The sequence below is a fragment of the Mycetocola sp. genome, assembly GCF_046716805.1.
Taxonomy (GTDB): domain Bacteria; phylum Actinomycetota; class Actinomycetes; order Actinomycetales; family Microbacteriaceae; genus Mycetocola_A.
Window position 1 is genome coordinate 1 of record NZ_JBKJWH010000076.1, and the last position, 16969, is coordinate 16969.

Here is a 16969-nt window from a genome sequence, read left to right on the forward strand (position 1 = left end):
GGCGCTGGCCCCGGAGGGGCAAGCGCCGGAACCCCGGACCTTACAGATTCCAGACGGGCTCGATCCGGTTCGGGTCGAACTTGCCACCCTTGATCGTCGCCGGGTTGATCGTGGCGTGATCGAGAACGGCTGACACGATTGCGGCTTGTCGTTCCAGGTTCATGTTGGCCCATCGGTCGCGCAACTCCATACCGTGGCCGACGATTCCTTCGAGGGCCGTCGTTCCGGTGATTTGCGACAGTTGGCGCTCTACCGTCTTGACCCGGTTTTCCAAGGGTTCCCGGGCGGCTTTCCATTCAGGCCGGGAGATTTCCCCTTCCGCCCACATCCGAGCTAGCTCGTCCATCTTCACCTGGTCCCGTCTCAGCTGGGCGAGCAGTTCCGTGTGTCGGGCGTCAGTTGCTTGTCTCCCGCTCAGGGTGTCGCTCATCTGTGGAGTGTCCAGACGGTAGAGGACGGCTGCTGTGATCCATTCCTCCACCGGAGGCGCGGTGACGGTGATGCCTCCGCATCCACGATGGTCTGGGCCAGACAGACAGACGTAGCGACGCTCGTTCTGCCTCGCTGCCGAATAGAGTCGAGATCCGCATTTTCCGCATCGGAGCATCCCGGTCAGCAGATAACTTCGGGGCGCACGCCGACCGGATGCCTTCTTCGCAGCGAAGACATTGAGAAGTTGCTGGCGTTGCTCCATCGTGATGATCGGCTCCCAAACCGCCGGCCCGACGATCTCGCCCCGGTGGGCGCGCAGGCCGGCTATGCGGGGAGACAGGAGAATCTGTCGAATCGTGCTGCTGCGCCATTCGCCAGTTCCGACGGTGGCGATGCCCTCCGCGTCCATACACGCAGCGAGGGAACGCGTCGTTTCCCCCGCGAGCACCCGGCGGACCATCTGGCGGATCAGTTCAGCCTCCACAGGGTTAACGGTGATCTTGTCTGCCTCGTACCCGAAGGGACGGTTCGGACCCCCACCGGGCTTCCCGGCCTCAGCGTTCTGGCGAGCTTTCCGGCGGAGACGTGCTGACTTCCGGCCTGATTCTTTCGCGGCGAATGCGGCGAAGACGCGTGCCATGAAAAGCCCATCGTCGTTGCCGAGATCCACATCGGCCGTCACTGTCGCCACCTGGCGCACGCCCGCAGCCTCGCACTCCGCAGCGAACTCCTCGAGTTCCATCGGGCGGCGGGTGAGGCGGTCAAGGTTGTAGACGATCACCGCGTCCCGAATGCCCGATCTGATGTCTCGGAGCATCCTCAAATAGGCCGGTCGGGCCTTCCCGGAATACGCAGACACATCGTTGTCCACGTACTCTTCCGCCACAGTCCACCCTCGATCCGCGGCCAGCTTCTGGCAGTCTTCCAACTGGCGAGCTACGCCGAGCGCTTGCCCCGTCGGGTCTGATGAAATTCGGGCGTAAACGGCGACTGCACGCGGCTGATTCATACGGTCATATTAGCGACACGCGGACAACGGCGCCCTGTTCTGCTGGTTCCACCACCACATGATCGACACCGGTATCTTCACCGTCACCATGGAAAACGGCAAACCCAAACTCACCATCCCCGACTGGCTCCTCCGCAAACCCTACTTCCACTGAAAACCAGCCCCCTCGAAACGAGAAAGGCCCTCCTCCCCGCACAGCGGGGAGGAGGGCCTTCGATTCGTCGCACCGCGGACCGCCCGCGGAGCATCCGTCAGTCGATCGAGATGGATTCCTTCTTGCGCTCGTCCTTGTTCGACTTGACCAGGCTGGCGACGGTGGACACGATCATCGCACCGACGATGACGGCGAGTGATGTCCAGGTGTTGATTTCCGGCGCCCATTCGATGTGCTGCCCGTTGTTGATGAACGGGAGTTCGTTCTCGTGCATGGCGTGGAGCACAAGCTTCACACCGATGAAGGCGAGAATGAACGCGATGCCGTACTTGAGGTAGTGGAGGCGTTCCAGCAGTCCGCCGAGCATGAAGTACAGCTGGCGGAGCCCCATGAGCGCGAAGATGTTCGCCGTGAAGACGATGAACGGGCTCTGCGTGATACCGAAGATCGCCGGGATCGAGTCGAGCGCGAACATCACGTCGGTGGTGCCGATCGCGATGAACACGATGAGCATCGGCGTCCAGACCTTCTTGCCGTCGATCACCGTGCGGAGCTTCGAGTCGTGGTACTCCGGCGAGATGCTGATGTGGCGCTTCATGTAGGTGATGAGCGCGGTTTCGCCGTCCTCGGCATCTTCGTTGTGGCCGAAGGCCTGCTTCCACGCGGTGTAGAGCAGGAAGACACCGAAGATGTAGAACACCCAGCTGAAGTTTTGGATGAGCTGGGCGCCGAGGACGATGAAGACTCCGCGGAAGATCAGCGCGATGATGATGCCCACCATCAGGACTTCCTGCTGCAGTCGTTTCGGTACCGAGAACCGCGCCATGATGATGACGAAGACGAACAGGTTGTCGATCGAGAGGCTGTATTCCGTCAGCCAACCCGCGAGGAACTGCCCGGCGTATTCACCACCGGCGATGATGAACATCAGCCCGGCGAAGACGAGCGCGAGCGTGACGTAGAAGACCACCCACAGTGTGGATTCCTTCATCGACGGAATGTGAGGTCTCTTGACGACGAGGAGCAGGTCGGCGAGAAGGATGAGGCCGAGCACGACGTAGGAGCCGATTTCAAACCAGAGGGGCAGAGCCGGTTGCATCCGGGAGCCTTTCGGTAGGGGTGAGAGTGGGTGCGATGAACCCTCGAAAGTCTCTCCCGCATCGACCGGCATGGTCGTGCCACGACGCCCGGGGTCTCATCGATGTGACCCGTGATGACGGATGCCGTGCTGAGGGATACTCCCCTTCGCTGGACTCACTTTAGCCGATGTACGGGCGTGGCCGGCGCCCGAGACGAACTCGCAGCTTCGCCGCCCTAGTATTTACCCGCGTCTTCCTTCGCCCTCTCCCTTAACAGTTCTGCTCAGGAGCCCCCGTGTCCTCTTCTCCGACTCCTCCCGCTCGCAGTCTCGCCGTGTCAAGCATCGGCTACATGATCTTCCTCAGCCGCTGGCTGCAGGCACCCCTCTACCTCGGGCTGATCGTCGCGCAGCTCATCTACGTGTGGGTTTTCGTAAAGGAACTCTGGCACCTCGGCGATGAGGTCATCAATCACGCGGCGGATGTCACCGAGGCGAGCGTCATGCTCGCCGTCCTGGGTCTGATCGACGTCGTCATGATCGCGAACCTGCTGATCATGGTCATCATCGGCGGCTACGAGACCTTCGTGTCGAAGATCAACCTCAACGGCCACCCCGATCAGCCCGAGTGGCTCTCACACGTCAACGCCAATGTGCTCAAGGTCAAACTCGCGATGGCGATCATCGGCATTTCCTCGATCCACCTCCTCAAGACGTTCATCGAGGTCGGCAACATGACGGATGCCGGCTCCGGCCAGGAAGTGACGGACGAGAACTACACCTCGCTGGGCGTGCTGTGGCAGGTCGTCATCCACATGGTCTTCATCATTTCCGCTCTCGCGCTGGCCGCCATCGACAGAATGTCGAAGCACGTCGACCAGCCTGCCTTACAGGGCGGCGGGGTCGACGGCGGCCTTGCGCTCCACGAGGACCGCGAGCGCCGTCTCGCCGACGCCCGCATCGAGCACGACATGATCGCCCGGGCAGCGGCGGAGCGCGAGACCACCCGATCCTGACTCCTGCGGCGGCTACCGGGGAACTTGACGCGGAACCGCCCTCCTCGTTCGCGCAGGTGGCACACTGAGTCCGTGGCCATGGGAATCGAAGACTACGCACTGATCAGCGACTGTTACACCGCGGCGCTCGTCGCGAGGGACGGGAGCATCGACTGGCTGTGCATGCCCCGGTACGACTCCCCGTCGATGTTCGGTGCGCTGCTCGGAACCGATGATCACGGGCGGTGGAAACTCGCGCCTTCCGACGAGCGGGCGACGTTCACGCGGCGCTATGACGGAGACTGCTTCACGCTGATCACCACGTGGACAACGCGGACCGGCGTCGTCGAAGTCACCGACGTCATGCCGCGCGGCGACCACCGTGCAGACGTCGTTCGTCGCATCCGCGGAATATCGGGTTGGGTCGAGATGCATCAGCAGCTCCGCATCCGTTTCGGCTATTCGGCAGCGATGCCGTGGGTGCGGAAACTCCACGACGAGTACGGAACGTCGCTGCTGGCCGTAGCCGGGCCGGACGCCGTCATCGTTCGCGGGCCTGAGCTGTTCGCAAGAGACCACGAACACGCCGGAACATTCATCGTCCCCGCCGGTGAGACCGTGGACGTGACCATGACCTGGTTCCCCTCGCATCGGGAACCACCTGCCCCGCTCCACATCGACGAGCAATTGGCCCTGACCGAGGAATGGTGGCACAACTGGGCCTCCATCCTGGAACAGCACGGCACATATGCCGACGAGGTGGCCCGCTCGTTGCTCGTGATGCGAGCGCTCACGCACGAGGAGACCGGTGGCATCGTCGCCGCGGCCACGACCTCGCTCCCGGAGAACTTCGGCGGAAGCCGCAACTGGGACTACCGCTACGTCTGGCTGCGCGACGCGTCCCTGGCCGTCACGGCGCTGGTCTCGTGCGGAATCACCGAAGGCGTTGACCGGTGGCGGCTGTGGCTCCTCCGCGCCATCGCCGGTGACCCGAAAGACGTCCAGATCATGTACGGGATCGGCGGCGAACGCGACCTGCCCGAGAGGGAGCTCCCCGCGTTTCCCGGTTACGGCGGTTCAGCACCGGTCCGGATCGGCAACGCCGCGGCGTTGCAGTTCCAGTCCGACGTGATCGGTGAGGTGATGGTCGCTCTGCACGATGCCCGCGTCGCCGGCGTCGTCGAGACGGGATTCTCCTGGGCACTCCAGCGCGCGCTGGTCAGCTTCATGGAAACCCACTGGCAGTCGCCTGACCAGGGGATCTGGGAGATCCGGGGCGTCCCGCGCCGTTTCACCCATTCCCGCGTCATGATGTGGGCGGCGTTCGACCGCGCGATCAAGGCGGTCACCGAGTTCGGACTCGAGGGGCCGGTCGACCGCTGGATCGAGCTTCGCGCTCTGATCCGTGAGGAGATCGACACCGAAGGGTTCGACCCTGAACGTAACACCTACGTCCAGTACTACGGCACAACCGAAGTGGATGCCTCCCTGCTCCAACTTGTCGACGTCGGCTTCTGCCGGGCGACTTCCCCGCGGATGCTCGGAACCGTCGCGGCCATCGAGTCGGACCTGCTGCGGGACGGCCTGCTGTTGCGCTACCGCACGCAGGCGGGCGTCGATGGGCTGCCGGGCGACGAGCATCCGTTCCTCGCCTGTTCGTTCTGGCTGGTCTGCCAGTACGCCCGCTCCGGACGGCTCGACGAAGCTCGGGCTCTGATGGACCGGCTGGTCGGCTTCTCCAACGATGTCGGGCTTCTGAGCGAGGAGTACGACGTGACGCACGGGAGGCAGGCTGGGAACACGCCGCAGGCGTTCTCCCATCTGGCCCTGGTCCTGGCCGCGAAGGCGATCCGCGCCGCCGAAGCCGGCGAGTACGCGTAGCAGGCGCCGTCAGCGTCTACCGGCGAGTGCGGTGACCAGTCGCTCGAGGGGTCCTCGCCCGAGGAAGTACCGCCAGGCGCTCGCGCCAAGGAGGGACGCTACGGCCAGTCCAATCAGCAGCGGCCAGCCGGGGTAGTCCGGGCCGCCCGAGTCCCGCGCTCCGGCCACCATCGCCAGAACGACGATCTGTGCGGTGTATACCGTGAGTGCCAGCGCGCCCGCAGCACCGAGTGGCCACAGAACGGCGGAGACGCCCTCGCCGAGACCCCCGGCAGTCGTCACCAGAAGGAGCAGGCCGATAACCGCGAACGCCGTCCCGCCGGAGCCGAGGATTTCTGCGGTCGTCGACGAGTGAGCCTCTGCGGTGACACCAGGCAACACGAGCGCGCTGCCGTACCCGGCGATCGCCGCCGCGCTTCCTGCTCCGGCCATCCACACCTGTGTCCGCCGGCGGTCAAGCCCGGACCGGGCCGCAACGAGCCCCAGGAGAAGAAGCGGCAGCCACACGAGCGCCGGGTAGTACCCGGTGAGCAGATACTCCCAACCCACATCGAGAATGGATGCCGGCGCCCGGTTCCCCGGATCGACGAGGCGGGCGAGCATCGGCGCCGCTATGAGCAGGAGTACGGCTGTCCCGGTGAGGACGGCACGGCGGGCGAACAGCAGAGGGAGCAGGGCCAGGAACATGATGGCGTAGTAGTCGAGGATGATCGCGATTTCGCTGCCGAGCGTCGCCAGCAGCACGCCGAGAAGGAACACGAAGAGGGCCCGGACGAGCACCACCCGCCGGATGGCCGATCGTTCGCCCGGCCCGGGTGGCTCGGTTCCGCCGGAGAGCAAGCCGAGGGAAACCCCGGCCAGGGTCGCGAACAGGATCGACGAGCGCCCGTCAACGAGGAGTTCGCCGTCGTCCGTCCGCGGAATCGTGTGTGCCACGAACATGCCGAGGATGGCGAGCCCTCTGGCGATGTCCACGGCCGGGATGCGTGGCGGCGCCATTGTCCCGTGAACGGACACCGTGTTCACCGGCTCGTTCAGACGATGGGGTCGGAGGACCGCAGGTCGGCGAGGACGCGCCGACGCTCGGCCTGGGCGACGGGGTCTGGTACCGGAAGTGACGCCAGCAGTCGCTGCGTGTATGGGTCCTTCGGCGCGCCGAGGACCTCAGCCCCTGTTCCTTCTTCAATGAGTTTGCCACGGTAGAGCACCGCGATCCGGTCGGAGAGGATGTCGACGACGGCGAGGTCATGGCTGATGAACAACGCCGCGAAGCCGAGCTCCTTCTGCAGTTCAGCGAACAGTTCGAGGACCCGGGCCTGCACGGAGACGTCGAGTGCAGACGTCGGTTCGTCGGCGATGAGAAGAGTTGGATCCAGTGCGAGAGCGCGAGCGAGGCTGGCTCGCTGGCGCTGGCCGCCGCTGAGTTCGTGCGGGTAGCGCGCACCGAACGCCTTGGGTAGCTGTACCGCTTCGAGGAGTTCACCCACGCGTTGGGAGACGGCGCGCTGGTCCATGCCCTTGCGGTGCACCCGAAGCGGTTCCGCGACGCACTCGGCGATCGTCAGGAGCGGGTTGAAGCTCGACGCGGGGTCCTGGAAAACGAACCCGATCGAGCTGCGCAACGGGCGGAATCGCCGTTCCCTCACGCCGTTCATCTCGGTGCCGAGGACGGAAAGCGACCCGCCGGTCACTGGGGTGAGTCCGGCGATGGCCCGGCCGATCGTCGTCTTCCCCGATCCGGACTCCCCCACCAGCCCCACCACCTCGCCGGGTGCGATGGTGAAGTCCACCCCATCGACCGCGACGAATCCCGGTCGCCCCAGCCGCCCGGGGAACTCGATCCGGAGGTTCTCAGCCCGCACGACAGGGGGCGCTCCAGAGTCGACGGTGGTCTTGATTGCGGCGGCCTCGAGTTTCTGCCCGATCCGCGGAACGGCAGCGAGGAGCTTCTTCGTGTAGTCGTTCTGCGGGTTCGTGAACAAGGTTCGGGCATCCGCTTCTTCGACGACCCGTCCCTCGTACATCACCGCAACGCGATCGGCGAGGTCGGCGACGACACCCATGTTGTGCGTGATCAGCACGATGGATGCGCCGAACTCGTCACGGCAGCGCCGCAACAGGTCCAGGATTTCAGCCTGCACCGTGACGTCGAGCGCCGTCGTGGGTTCGTCTGCGACGATCAAGCCCGGGTCGAGGACCAGTGCCATGGCGATGATCACACGCTGCTTCTGACCGCCTGAGAACTGGTGAGGGTAGTAGTCGACGCGGATCTCAGGGTCGGGGATGCCGACCTTGGTGAGCATCTCGACGGCGCGTGCCCGACCCGCTTTGCGGCTCAGAGTGGAGTCGTGGGCCCGGAGCCCTTCGATGATCTGCCAACCCACGGTGTACACGGGGTTGAGCGCCGTCGACGGCTCCTGGAAAACCATCGACACGTCTGCGCCCCGGATGCGGCGCAACCCTTCACGCGAGACCGAGACGATGTCGTTCTCGCTCTGGCCGTCCCGGCTCCTCAGCAGAATCGCTCCTGCGCGGGTCGCGGTCTCGGGCAGCAGACCGAGGATCGACTTGGCGGTGACGGTCTTACCGCTCCCTGACTCCCCCACGATGGCGAGAACTTCCCCGGGAGCGACGGTCAGGCTGACGTCCTCGACCGCCTGAACGGCTCCGGCATCCGTCGCGAACGACACGTCGAGGTTGCGGATCTGCAGCACGTCGCTCATGAGAGCCCTTCGTTCTCGAGGCCGGCGAGTCCGCCAGGGCCGGCGGTGAGGGTTCCGCCCGGGACCACGGATGTTCCGGCGACGGTTCCAGAGGTCGCCCCGACCGCGCGACGACCCCGCAGTCGCGGGTCGGCAAGGTCGTTGAGGCTCTCACCGACGAGGGTCACGCCGAGCACGGTCAGGACGATGGCCAGACCGGGCGGGATCGACGTCCACCAGATGCCACTGGACACGTCGGCCAGCGCCTTGTTGAGGTCGATGCCCCACTCACTCGCCGAGGTCGGCTCGATGCCGAACCCGAGGAAGCCGAGGCCCGCCAGGGTGAGGATGGCTTCCGAGGCGTTGAGGGTGACGATGAGCGGGAGGGTTCGGGTGGCATTGCGCAGGACGTGCCTGGACATGATGCGAACGTTGCCTGTCCCGACCACCTTGGCGCTCTCAACGTAGGCTTCGGCCTTGATCCGAACGGTCTCAGCGCGGATCACCCGGAAGTACTGGGGGATGAAGACAACGGTGATCGAGACCGCTGCGGCGAAGATGCCGCCCCAAAGACTTGACTGCCCGCCGGAGATTGCGATCGACATGACGATGGCGAGAAGCAGCGTGGGGAATGCGTAGATGGCGTCGCAGATCACAACGAGGATCCGGTCCAGCCAGCCGCCGAAATAGCCGGAGACCAGGCCGAGGGCGACCCCGGCGAAGATCGAGAGCAGCAGCGCAAGCACGATGACGCCCAGGCCGGTCTGCGCACCCCAGATGACGCGGGACAGCACGTCGTATCCGCCGACGGTGGTGCCGAGCACATGCTCGGCGCTTGGCGGGTTCTGCGCCCCGAACGTCCCGTTGTCGTCCCGCAACTGGGCGAATCCGTACGGGGCGATCAGCGGCGCGAAGAGCGCTGTGAGCAGGAAGATCCCGGTGAGAATGAGACCGGCGACCAGCATGCCCCGCTGGATGCCGACACTCTGCGACAACTGGTGGACGACGGGCAGGCGTCGCCAGAGGCTCGGCCTGCGCGCCGGAACCGACGTGGTCGTGGTTGTCGACATGGTCAGTACCTCACTCGCGGGTCGATGAGCGCCGCTATCACGTCGACGATGAAGTTGGTCAGGGCGACGATGACGGCCAGCAGGGCGACAATGCCCTGGACGGCGACGAAGTCTCGTGCCTGCAGGTATTCGGTGAGTTGGAACCCGAGGCCCTTCCATTCGAACGTCGTCTCGGTCAGGACCGCCCCGCCGAGGAGAAGGGCGATCTGCAAACCGATGACGGTGATGATCGGAATGAGTGCAGGCCGGTAAGCGTGCTTCGTCACCAGGCGGTATTCGCTGACGCCGCGGGATCTCGCGGCGTCGACGTAATCCGTCGCGAGCGTGCCGATGACATTGGTCCGGACGAGCCGGAGGAAGATACCGGCGGTGAGGAGTCCGAGGGTGAGTCCGGGCAGGACAGCGTGTGACAGGACGTCACCGAGGATCTCTCCATCACCGATGCGGAGCGCATCCCACAGGTAGATCCCGGTTTTGCCTTCGAGGAGCTGCATCTCGAGTTCGGTGTTCGTCGTTCCTCGCCCGGAGACCGGAAGGACCTTGAGCCAGACGGAGAAGACCAGCTTGAGCAGCATCCCGGCGAAGAACACCGGGGTCGCGTAGAACAGGATCGCGAGGATGCGGAGAACGGCGTCAGGAGTCTTGTCGCGGTAGTACGCGGCGACCATGCCGAGGGGGATGCCGACGAGAAAGGCGATGATGAGCGCGTAGAAGACGAGTTCGAGCGTTGCGGCGCCGTAGGTGAAGAGCACCTCGACCACCGGGCGGTTGTCGCTCAATGTCATGCCGAAGTCGCCGCGGAACGCCTGCGCGATGTACTCGAAGTATTGGACGAGGATGGGCCGGTCGTAGCCGGCGGCGGCGATGCGTTCGGCCAGCTGGTCAGCGGTGAGCCGGTCGCCGAGGGCCGCGGTGATCGGGTCCCCGGTCGTGCGCATGAGCACGAACACGAGAGTGACCAGGATGAAGACCGTCGGGATGATCAGCAGGAATCGGATGACGAGGTAACGCCAGAGGCTGCTGCCTGATGTCTTCCTGGGTCGCGCGGGTGTTGGTTGTGGAGCGAGCGTCGGATTCTCATTCGATGCCGGGATGGTGAGGGAACTCAGCGGACGACCTGCCAATCACAAAGGGTGTGCAGGGCGACCGGTGATGGTCCGGTCGCCCTGCACGGGGAGCCGAGAATCGTTCGGCTGGGTTGTTTACTTGCTCAGCGGAGCGAAACGGAACTTGAACGATGCGTCAAGGGTGACCCCCTGCACGTCGGTCCCTGCCACTGCGACCTGGGCGCCCTGGAGGTAGGGCACCGTTGACAGGTCTTCGGCGACCTTCGCCTGGATCTCCTCGAAGACACCGGCACGCTCATCCGGATCGACGGTCGATGCCTGCTGGAGGATCAGGTCATTGACCTCCTGGTCTGCGTAGTGGTTGGCCAGGAAATTCTCGATCAGGAAGAACGGCGTCAGGTAGTTGTCACCGTCCGAATAGTCCGGGAACCAGCCGAGCTGGTACGCCGGGTACACGTCGCTCGAGCGGTCTTTCGAGTACTGCACCCACTCGGTGGTCTGCAGGTTGACCGTGAACAGTCCTGAGGCTTCGAGCTGTGACTTGATCAGCGCGTACTCATCGCCGGAGGACGGACCGTAGTGGTCGTTCGAGTACTGGAGGTTCAGTTCCACCGGCGTGGTGACGCCTGCTGCCTCGAGCCGTTCGGCTGCCTTCTCCTCGGACGGAGCGCCGCTGCCGTCGCCGTAGAGGTCCTTGAGCACCGTGGTGGCGCCGGTCAGGCCTTCGGGCATGTAGGAGTACAGCGGTGTGTATGTGCCCTTGTACACCTCGTCGGCGAGTTCTTCCCGGTCGATGAGGTCGGCGACTGCCTGGCGCACGGCGAGTGCCTTTGCAGGGTCCGCCTCGGCGGTCGTCGCGCCGAACGGCTGGGTGTTGAAATTGAAGACGATGTAGCGGATCTCTCCACCGGGGCCCTTGTGGACCTTGACGTCGTCATTGCCCTCGAGGTCTGCGATGTCCGTGGCGCTGAGGCTCCTGTGCGCGACGTCGATGTCGCCCTCCTGCACGGCGAGCTTGAGGTTCGAGGACTCGGCGAAGTACTTCAGGTTGACAGTTTCCGTCTCTGCTTCGCCCAGCATCCCCTTGTAGTCCGGGTTCGCCTTGAACGAGATCAGGTTGTTGAAGTCGTAACTGGCGATCGTGTACTGGCCGGCGAACGCCTCTCCGTCGACGATCTCGTCGTCTGGGGTGAGTGCGTCGGCTGCGAAGACGTCCTCATCGACGATCGGTCCTGCGGGGCTGGAAAGGATCTGCGCGAAAACCTGATCGTTTTCCTGCTTGAGGTTGAAGACAACGGTGAGCTCGTCCGGGGTATCGACGCTCTCAAGGTTGTACAGCAGCGACGACGGACCGTTGTCGTCCTTGATCGCCAGCTGCCGGTCGAAGGAGAACTTGACGTCGGAGGAGGTGAGTTCGTTGCCGTTCGCCCAGGTCAGCCCTTCCTTGAGCGTGACCGTGTACTCGGTCGGCGCCGTGAACTCCGCCGATTCGGCGATGTCGGGTTCGACGTCGGGGCTGCCGTATGGGGTGTTCATCAGGAACGGGAAAACCTGGTTCATCACGGCGAACGACCCGTTGTCGTACGAACCGGCCGGGTCGAGGGTCGTGACCTTGTCCGTTGTTCCGACAGTCATCGACTTCGCGTCGCCGTTCGATGAGTTGTTGTTGCTCCCCGAGGTGCCTGCGCAACCCGATATTGCGAGAGCTGTGACAGCGAAAGCTGCGGTGACCGTTGCGATTCGCCTGCCGTTGGTGGATGCGGATGCCATATCCGTCTCCCCTTCTGTGAATGTGCGGACACAGGAGGCGTGCAGACAATGTGCTGCGACGCCGCAGTGCTTGGTGTGTTCCTTTACTAGCACACGAGCATGCAGGAGGTGAGGCTTTCTCGCCCACAATGCGCGGGATTTACGCATTCGCAACAATCGGACGCAGATTATGCGAGAGGCGAAGCCTCTCGCAAGGGCGGCAGCCCTTAACAAGTCAGTCTCATGAGCGAGACGGCGATCCGCAACCATCTCGACTTCGGCGCTTAAACACACGAAACCCTCGCAACAGGAACCTGGTGCGAGGGTTTAGGTGAGTTGTGACCCCAACGGGATTTGAACCCGTGCTGCCGCCGTGAGAGGGCGGTGTCCTAGGCCGCTAAACGATGGGGCCGGAAACAACGTGTTTGAGTATGGCACACGAATCGGCGTCGATCAAATCAGCACGTGGAGAGCCAGGGGCAGGATCTCGATGTCGATCGGAAGAGGGCCGACCCGCTCACCATCGGCGTAGGCGACGATGCCTGGCGCGTCGATCCGGACCGTACGGAGTGTCCGGAACGCGACAACGTCGACCGTCGTATGCGTTCCGGAGAATACTTTGGGGAAGAACCTGAGCAGGCGCAGCCTTCCGAGCGGAGCGACCGTGAACAGATCGAGGATGCCGTCGTCCACTCGAGCGTGAGGGACGATTCTCATTCCCCCTCCCAGTGAGACGTTGTTAGCCACCGAGAGAAGCACCGCGTCAATTGAGACCGCTGTTCCGTCGATGACCAACTCATACCGGCGGGGCGCCAGCGAGAGCAGTTCTCTGAGCAGCGCGAGGGTGTACCTGCTCTTTCCCCTCGGTCGGCGCCAGGTGTTGGCCCTCTCGTTGACGAGGGCGTCGAACCCGGCTGAGACGATGCCTGCGAAACGGGTCTCCGATTCTCCGTGGCGCACCAGGCCCACGTCGATGACCCGGGGCGGCGCGTCGAGCGCGGCGAGAAGCATCCGGATGGCGGTGACGGGATCGTCGGTAGGAATACCGAGTCCGCGGGCTGTGTCGTTGCCCGTGCCGCTCGGGACGATACCGAGGGGGATGCGGGTGTCCCCCAGCTCGTTGACTGCGAGGCTGACCATGCCGTCTCCCCCGACGACGACCAGCGCGTCCGGTCGCTCGGCGAGAGCACGGCGGATGGAGAGCCGCAGTGAACCAGCGTTTGATTCGACGAGAGCGGTGACCTGGCATCCGGCGCTCGAGAGCGCTGCGACTACCGCCTGTCCCGTATTCCGGTTGCGGCCGAACGACGCTTCCGGGTTGATGGCAACGAGGATGCGACGTGCGGTCGTCGGGTTCACGTTGCACAGTATGGCAGCGCTTTTTTCCCTGCGCGTCCGCTTGAAAAGCACCTGGCGGAGGGTATTAGCTCGGGGTATGCGACTGACCAAGCTCGAACATGCGTCCCTGATCCTCGAAGACTCGGGCAGGAAGCTCTTCATCGACCCCGGGTCGTTCACGACGGCTATCACAGAAGCGGCCCAGACGGTCGCCATCGTGATCACTCATGAACACCCTGATCACTGGACCCCGGAGCAGCTCGAGCGCATTCGCAGCAAAAACCCCGACGCCCGGATCTTCGGACCGGCCGGCGTTGCGGCGGCGGCTGGCGCTCTGCCTGTCGAGGTCGTGAAGGCGGGAGACGAGATCGAGGTCGGGCCGTTCACTCTGCGGTTCTTCGGCGAGAAGCATGCCGTCATCCACGAGTCCATCCCCGTCGTCGACAACGTGGGGGTTCTGGTGAACGGGTCCTTGTATTACGGCGGGGATTCGTACACGGTTCCGGAGGGGGTCGACGTCGATGTCCAGGCGGTTCCCGCCGGTGCCCCGTGGCTGAAGATCGGCGACGTCATGAACTATGTGCTCGCGGTGAAACCGCGAAGGAGCTTCCCCACCCACGAGATGACACTGTCCAAAGCTGGCAAAGACACGTCGAATGCCCGGATCCGATGGGCGACCGAGCAGAACGGCGGCGAGTTCTTCCCCCTGGACCCCGGGGACACCCTCGACGTCTAGCCTGCAGCGGCAGCCGACGCGTTCTGCGGCAACCGGAGAGTGAACACGGTTCCCTCCCCTTCAACGCTGGACACGTCGAGTTCCCCGCCGTGCGCCCGCACGATGGACTTCGTGATGACGAGGCCGAGCCCGATGCCGGGAACAGCATTCGCTGTCGCTGTGGTCGCACGGAAGAATCGCGTGAAAAGCTTATCGAGTTCGGCTGCGGGGATCCCCATCCCGGTGTCCGCAATGGTGATCTCGACGTGACCATCCCGGCCTGCGGCCACGAGCCCCACGCTGACGCTTCCGCCTCGCCCGGTGAACTTGATCGCATTGGACACCAGGTTGTCGATGGCCTGGCCCAGCCGTCGCCGGTCCCCGGGAAAAGGCAACGCCTGGGGGTCCACCTCGGCGGCAAGCCGGACACCCGCTCTTTCGGCAATCGGCCGGGCTGAGTCGATGGAGTGGGAGATGAGGTCTTCAGGCACGACTTTCTCAACCGTGAGGGGGAACCCGCCCGAATCCGCTTGAGCAGTGAAAAGCAAGTCGCCGACGAGGCCGAGCAGTCGGTGAGCGTTGCGTTCCGCCACCCCCAGGTACAGCTGCTGATCCTCCGAAAGCGGTGCCTCTTCGTCATCCTTCATGAGTTCGAGGTAGCCCAGGATCGAGCTCAGTGGGGTACGTAACTCGTGAGAGACCAGCGCGATGAACTCGTCTTTGAGCTTGGACACCTCGACGGACTGGGTGATGTCGGTCGCGACGAAGATGTATCCGGTTGTGCTGCCTGTCGCGTCGACCCGGGGGCTGACGGCGACCTCCACGGGGAGCTCGGTGCCGTCGTGCCTGCGGTAGGTCCAATCGTGGATCTCAGGAACTCCGAGGCGAGCGGACTCGACGAGCGCTGAAAAGCCGGGGTTGAGAACGGTCGCTCCCGGCGGATAGTTCAATTCACGGGACCTGTTCTCGAGCTCATCGTCGAGGTGGAAATCGAGGATGGACGATCGACCGATGACGTCATTTGCTTCCCTGCCGAGCATGGACGCCGCTCCTGGGTTCCAGACGTCGATGAGTCCCACGAGGTTGGTGCCGATGATCGACTGGATGGTGACGGAGTCGAGCACACTCGACGTCAGCTGGTTGGCTTCACGCAATTCGAGGTCCGAAACCCGCAGCTTGTCCGCTTGTTCTTCTGACTTCGCGAGACTCGCCTCGCGCGCCTCGGCGAGTGAACGGATCGATTCGAACTGAACGCGTCTCTGTCTCGACATCTCGTTGATGATCGCCGCCACTGCGGTGTAGACGAAAGGGGCAACGACACCGCGGAGCCACTCGACGGCGCTGCTGGGGACCTCGCTCAACACGAGGAACGGCAACATGATGGCGGTCGCTGTGCCGGCACCGGCGACGAGAATCCAGCGTCTGCCGTCTTCGGACGCGATCCAGATGACGGGGAGCAGGATGAGTACACCGAAGAGGGACAGAGCTCCGCCGGTGCCCATCCGGAGGAACGCGATCGCAAGGAGAGCGACAAGCGGAACGGCGATCACCCACGGGGACGCCTCGGCCTGTTGAGTGAACCACGCGGCGAGTACGACCGAGGCGGCCGCAATGACGATGGCCACCAGGAATGGGACGGGTCGGGTGATCGGCACGCCTGGGATGAGCAGCGAAATGAGGATGGCAATGACCATCGCGCACGTCGTGGGGAGGTGTTTGAGCAACGGGCTTGGGTTGTCGGTGCTGATCAGCCGGGCCATGGATCCGAACAGAAGGGTCATTCCGTGCTTCCGCGTCCCTGCGAGAGGGTGACCAGTTTTTCGACGAGAAGCCGGGGGCTGAAGGGTTTGGGCATGAAATCGTCGGCGCCGGCTTCGATGCCGATCTCACGGGATGCACCGCTGACGCCGGCGGAGAGCAGAAGGATCGGGATTCCCGTGAGCAGCGGATCACTGCGGATGAGCCGGCAGACGTCAAGACCGCTCAGTCCGGGCATGGACACATCGAGGACGACAATGTCGGGGGTCTGGTCACGAACCGACTGCCACGCCTCTGTCCCGTCTTCGGCCACCCCGGCGAGGACCATGCCTGCCTTCCGGACCGCGATCGTGACAAGCATCCGCATATCGGCGTCGTCGTCCGCGATCACGACTCTGACCGGCTCAACCATGCTGCTCAACCGTTCGCCCGCTCCCGAGGCAACTCTCGAGCACCCGCTCCACGTGCGCGCGGGTGAAGGGTTTCGGCAGGACGTCGTCCGAGTCCGGGAAAGCGGCGGGGTCAAGCACACTGGTAACGACGATGGCGCAGTCCGGTCGCTCTTCCCTCAGCCGGGCGATGAGGGTCGCCCCGTCCATGCCGGGCAGGATGAGGTCGATTACAGCGAGGTCAGGACCGGATCGCCGGTATGCGACGATGGCGTCCTCAGCCGATTCCGCGAGGACGACAGTGCAGCCTGAACGCTCGAAGTTGCGGCGGAGCAGGTCCCGCTGGTCTGGGTTGTCCTCGACGATGAGGACGAGTGGCTGTGCGGCGGTCATTCGAAGGATGCCCTTCGGTGCCGAGGCGATCGATCGGTCATGTGATGGCTCCCGCGTCCTGTCTGTCATGGCCGCGTCACAGCATCGTGGCGGAGTTGCGGATGCGCGAAGAGAACGTCCTCGCACACAAGCAAGAACCATATCGGACCGCGGTAGCGCGCGGCCGACGCAGCGCCGTCGCTCACCCAACCCGCCGACCGCGTTACACCAAAGAGCTCCCACACACCAAGGTTGTTGCT

At 64.2% G+C, this 16969-nt stretch carries 14 protein-coding genes and 1 tRNA gene; 3 read left to right on the forward strand and 12 right to left on the reverse strand.

Translation table 11 applies throughout. The features are described 5' to 3' along the window. Positions 1–40: 40 nt before the first annotated feature. Both ACLQ62_RS06180 and ACLQ62_RS06185 read right to left on the reverse strand, forming a co-directional pair. Positions 41–1441 (reverse strand): recombinase family protein, encoded by a 1401-nt coding sequence (locus tag ACLQ62_RS06180; protein WP_411720783.1) that lies wholly within the window; start codon positions 1439–1441, stop codon positions 41–43. Between the two features lie 251 nt (positions 1442–1692). After that, positions 1693–2694 (reverse strand): TerC family protein, encoded by a 1002-nt coding sequence (locus tag ACLQ62_RS06185; protein ID WP_411720784.1) that lies wholly within the window; start codon positions 2692–2694, stop codon positions 1693–1695. Between the two features lie 275 nt (positions 2695–2969). Here ACLQ62_RS06185 and ACLQ62_RS06190 point away from each other — a divergent pair, with 275 nt between their 5' ends. Further along, positions 2970–3689, forward strand: a complete 720-nt coding sequence (locus tag ACLQ62_RS06190; protein ID WP_411720785.1) for a TIGR00645 family protein — start codon at positions 2970–2972, stop codon at positions 3687–3689. A gap of 24 nt (positions 3690–3713) precedes the next feature. Next, entirely contained in the window at positions 3714–5549 is a 1836-nt protein-coding gene (locus ACLQ62_RS06195; protein ID WP_411720786.1) for a glycoside hydrolase family 15 protein, read from the forward strand. Between the two features lie 9 nt (positions 5550–5558). Here the strand turns inward: ACLQ62_RS06195 and ACLQ62_RS06200 are convergent, their stop codons facing one another. The 7 genes from ACLQ62_RS06200 to ACLQ62_RS06230 form a co-directional block, all read right to left on the reverse strand. Further along, on the reverse strand, positions 5559–6524 hold the full coding sequence (locus ACLQ62_RS06200) for a DUF418 domain-containing protein (protein ID WP_411720787.1): 966 nt from the start codon (positions 6522–6524) through the stop codon (positions 5559–5561). Between the two features lie 59 nt (positions 6525–6583). Then, positions 6584–8272: an ABC transporter ATP-binding protein gene (locus tag ACLQ62_RS06205; protein WP_411720788.1), complete on the reverse strand. Its 1689-nt coding sequence runs from the start codon at positions 8270–8272 to the stop codon at positions 6584–6586. After that, positions 8269–9321 carry an ABC transporter permease gene (locus ACLQ62_RS06210; RefSeq protein WP_411720789.1) on the reverse strand — a complete coding sequence of 351 codons (1053 nt, stop codon included), beginning with the start codon at positions 9319–9321 and terminating at the stop codon, positions 8269–8271. The genes ACLQ62_RS06205 and ACLQ62_RS06210 overlap by 4 nt, the downstream gene beginning before the upstream one ends. A gap of 2 nt (positions 9322–9323) precedes the next feature. Further along, complete coding sequence (locus ACLQ62_RS06215) at positions 9324–10415, reverse strand: ABC transporter permease (RefSeq protein WP_411720805.1); 1092 nt, start codon at positions 10413–10415, stop codon at positions 9324–9326. Between the two features lie 108 nt (positions 10416–10523). Continuing rightward, a complete protein-coding gene (locus ACLQ62_RS06220) occupies positions 10524–12158 on the reverse strand; it encodes an ABC transporter substrate-binding protein (RefSeq protein ID WP_411720790.1) in 1635 nt (544 codons plus the stop codon). A gap of 318 nt (positions 12159–12476) precedes the next feature. Further along, positions 12477–12549, reverse strand: a tRNA-Glu gene (locus ACLQ62_RS06225). A 41-nt stretch (positions 12550–12590) separates the two neighbouring features. Continuing rightward, positions 12591–13496, reverse strand: a complete 906-nt coding sequence (locus tag ACLQ62_RS06230) for a diacylglycerol/lipid kinase family protein (protein ID WP_411720791.1) — start codon at positions 13494–13496, stop codon at positions 12591–12593. Positions 13497–13572: 76 nt separating this feature from the next. Here ACLQ62_RS06230 and ACLQ62_RS06235 point away from each other — a divergent pair, with 76 nt between their 5' ends. Continuing rightward, a complete protein-coding gene (locus ACLQ62_RS06235) occupies positions 13573–14211 on the forward strand; it encodes an MBL fold metallo-hydrolase (RefSeq protein WP_411720792.1) in 639 nt (212 codons plus the stop codon). Here the strand turns inward: ACLQ62_RS06235 and ACLQ62_RS06240 are convergent. The 3 genes from ACLQ62_RS06240 to ACLQ62_RS06250 are packed head-to-tail and all read right to left on the reverse strand — an operon-like array spanning position 14208 to position 16730. After that, positions 14208–15971, reverse strand: a complete 1764-nt coding sequence (locus tag ACLQ62_RS06240; RefSeq protein ID WP_411720793.1) for a sensor histidine kinase — start codon at positions 15969–15971, stop codon at positions 14208–14210. The two genes, ACLQ62_RS06235 and ACLQ62_RS06240, sit on opposite strands and share 4 nt — an antisense overlap. Continuing rightward, positions 15968–16360, reverse strand: a complete 393-nt coding sequence (locus ACLQ62_RS06245) for a response regulator transcription factor (RefSeq protein WP_411720794.1) — start codon at positions 16358–16360, stop codon at positions 15968–15970. The genes ACLQ62_RS06240 and ACLQ62_RS06245 overlap by 4 nt, the downstream gene beginning before the upstream one ends. Continuing rightward, entirely contained in the window at positions 16353–16730 is a 378-nt protein-coding gene (locus tag ACLQ62_RS06250; RefSeq protein ID WP_411720795.1) for a response regulator, read from the reverse strand. The genes ACLQ62_RS06245 and ACLQ62_RS06250 overlap by 8 nt, the downstream gene beginning before the upstream one ends. Positions 16731–16969: the final 239 nt, after the last annotated feature.

Bases quoted from the DNA above. Each gene is read 5' to 3' on its own strand.
- ACLQ62_RS06185 (WP_411720784.1), bottom strand. From the start codon at position 2,694: ATGCAACCGGCTCTGCCCCTCTGGTTTGAAATCGGCTCCTACGTCGTG.
- ACLQ62_RS06245 (WP_411720794.1), bottom strand. From the start codon at position 16,360: ATGGTTGAGCCGGTCAGAGTCGTGATCGCGGACGACGACGCCGATATG.
- ACLQ62_RS06250 (WP_411720795.1), bottom strand. From the start codon at position 16,730: ATGACCGCCGCACAGCCACTCGTCCTCATCGTCGAGGACAACCCAGAC.
- ACLQ62_RS06180 (WP_411720783.1), bottom strand. From the start codon at position 1,441: ATGAATCAGCCGCGTGCAGTCGCCGTTTACGCCCGAATTTCATCAGAC.
- ACLQ62_RS06235 (WP_411720792.1), top strand. From the start codon at position 13,573: ATGCGACTGACCAAGCTCGAACATGCGTCCCTGATCCTCGAAGACTCG.
- ACLQ62_RS06240 (WP_411720793.1), bottom strand. From the start codon at position 15,971: ATGACCCTTCTGTTCGGATCCATGGCCCGGCTGATCAGCACCGACAAC.
- ACLQ62_RS06210 (WP_411720789.1), bottom strand. From the start codon at position 9,321: ATGTCGACAACCACGACCACGTCGGTTCCGGCGCGCAGGCCGAGCCTC.
- ACLQ62_RS06205 (WP_411720788.1), bottom strand. From the start codon at position 8,272: ATGAGCGACGTGCTGCAGATCCGCAACCTCGACGTGTCGTTCGCGACG.
- ACLQ62_RS06220 (WP_411720790.1), bottom strand. From the start codon at position 12,158: ATGGCATCCGCATCCACCAACGGCAGGCGAATCGCAACGGTCACCGCA.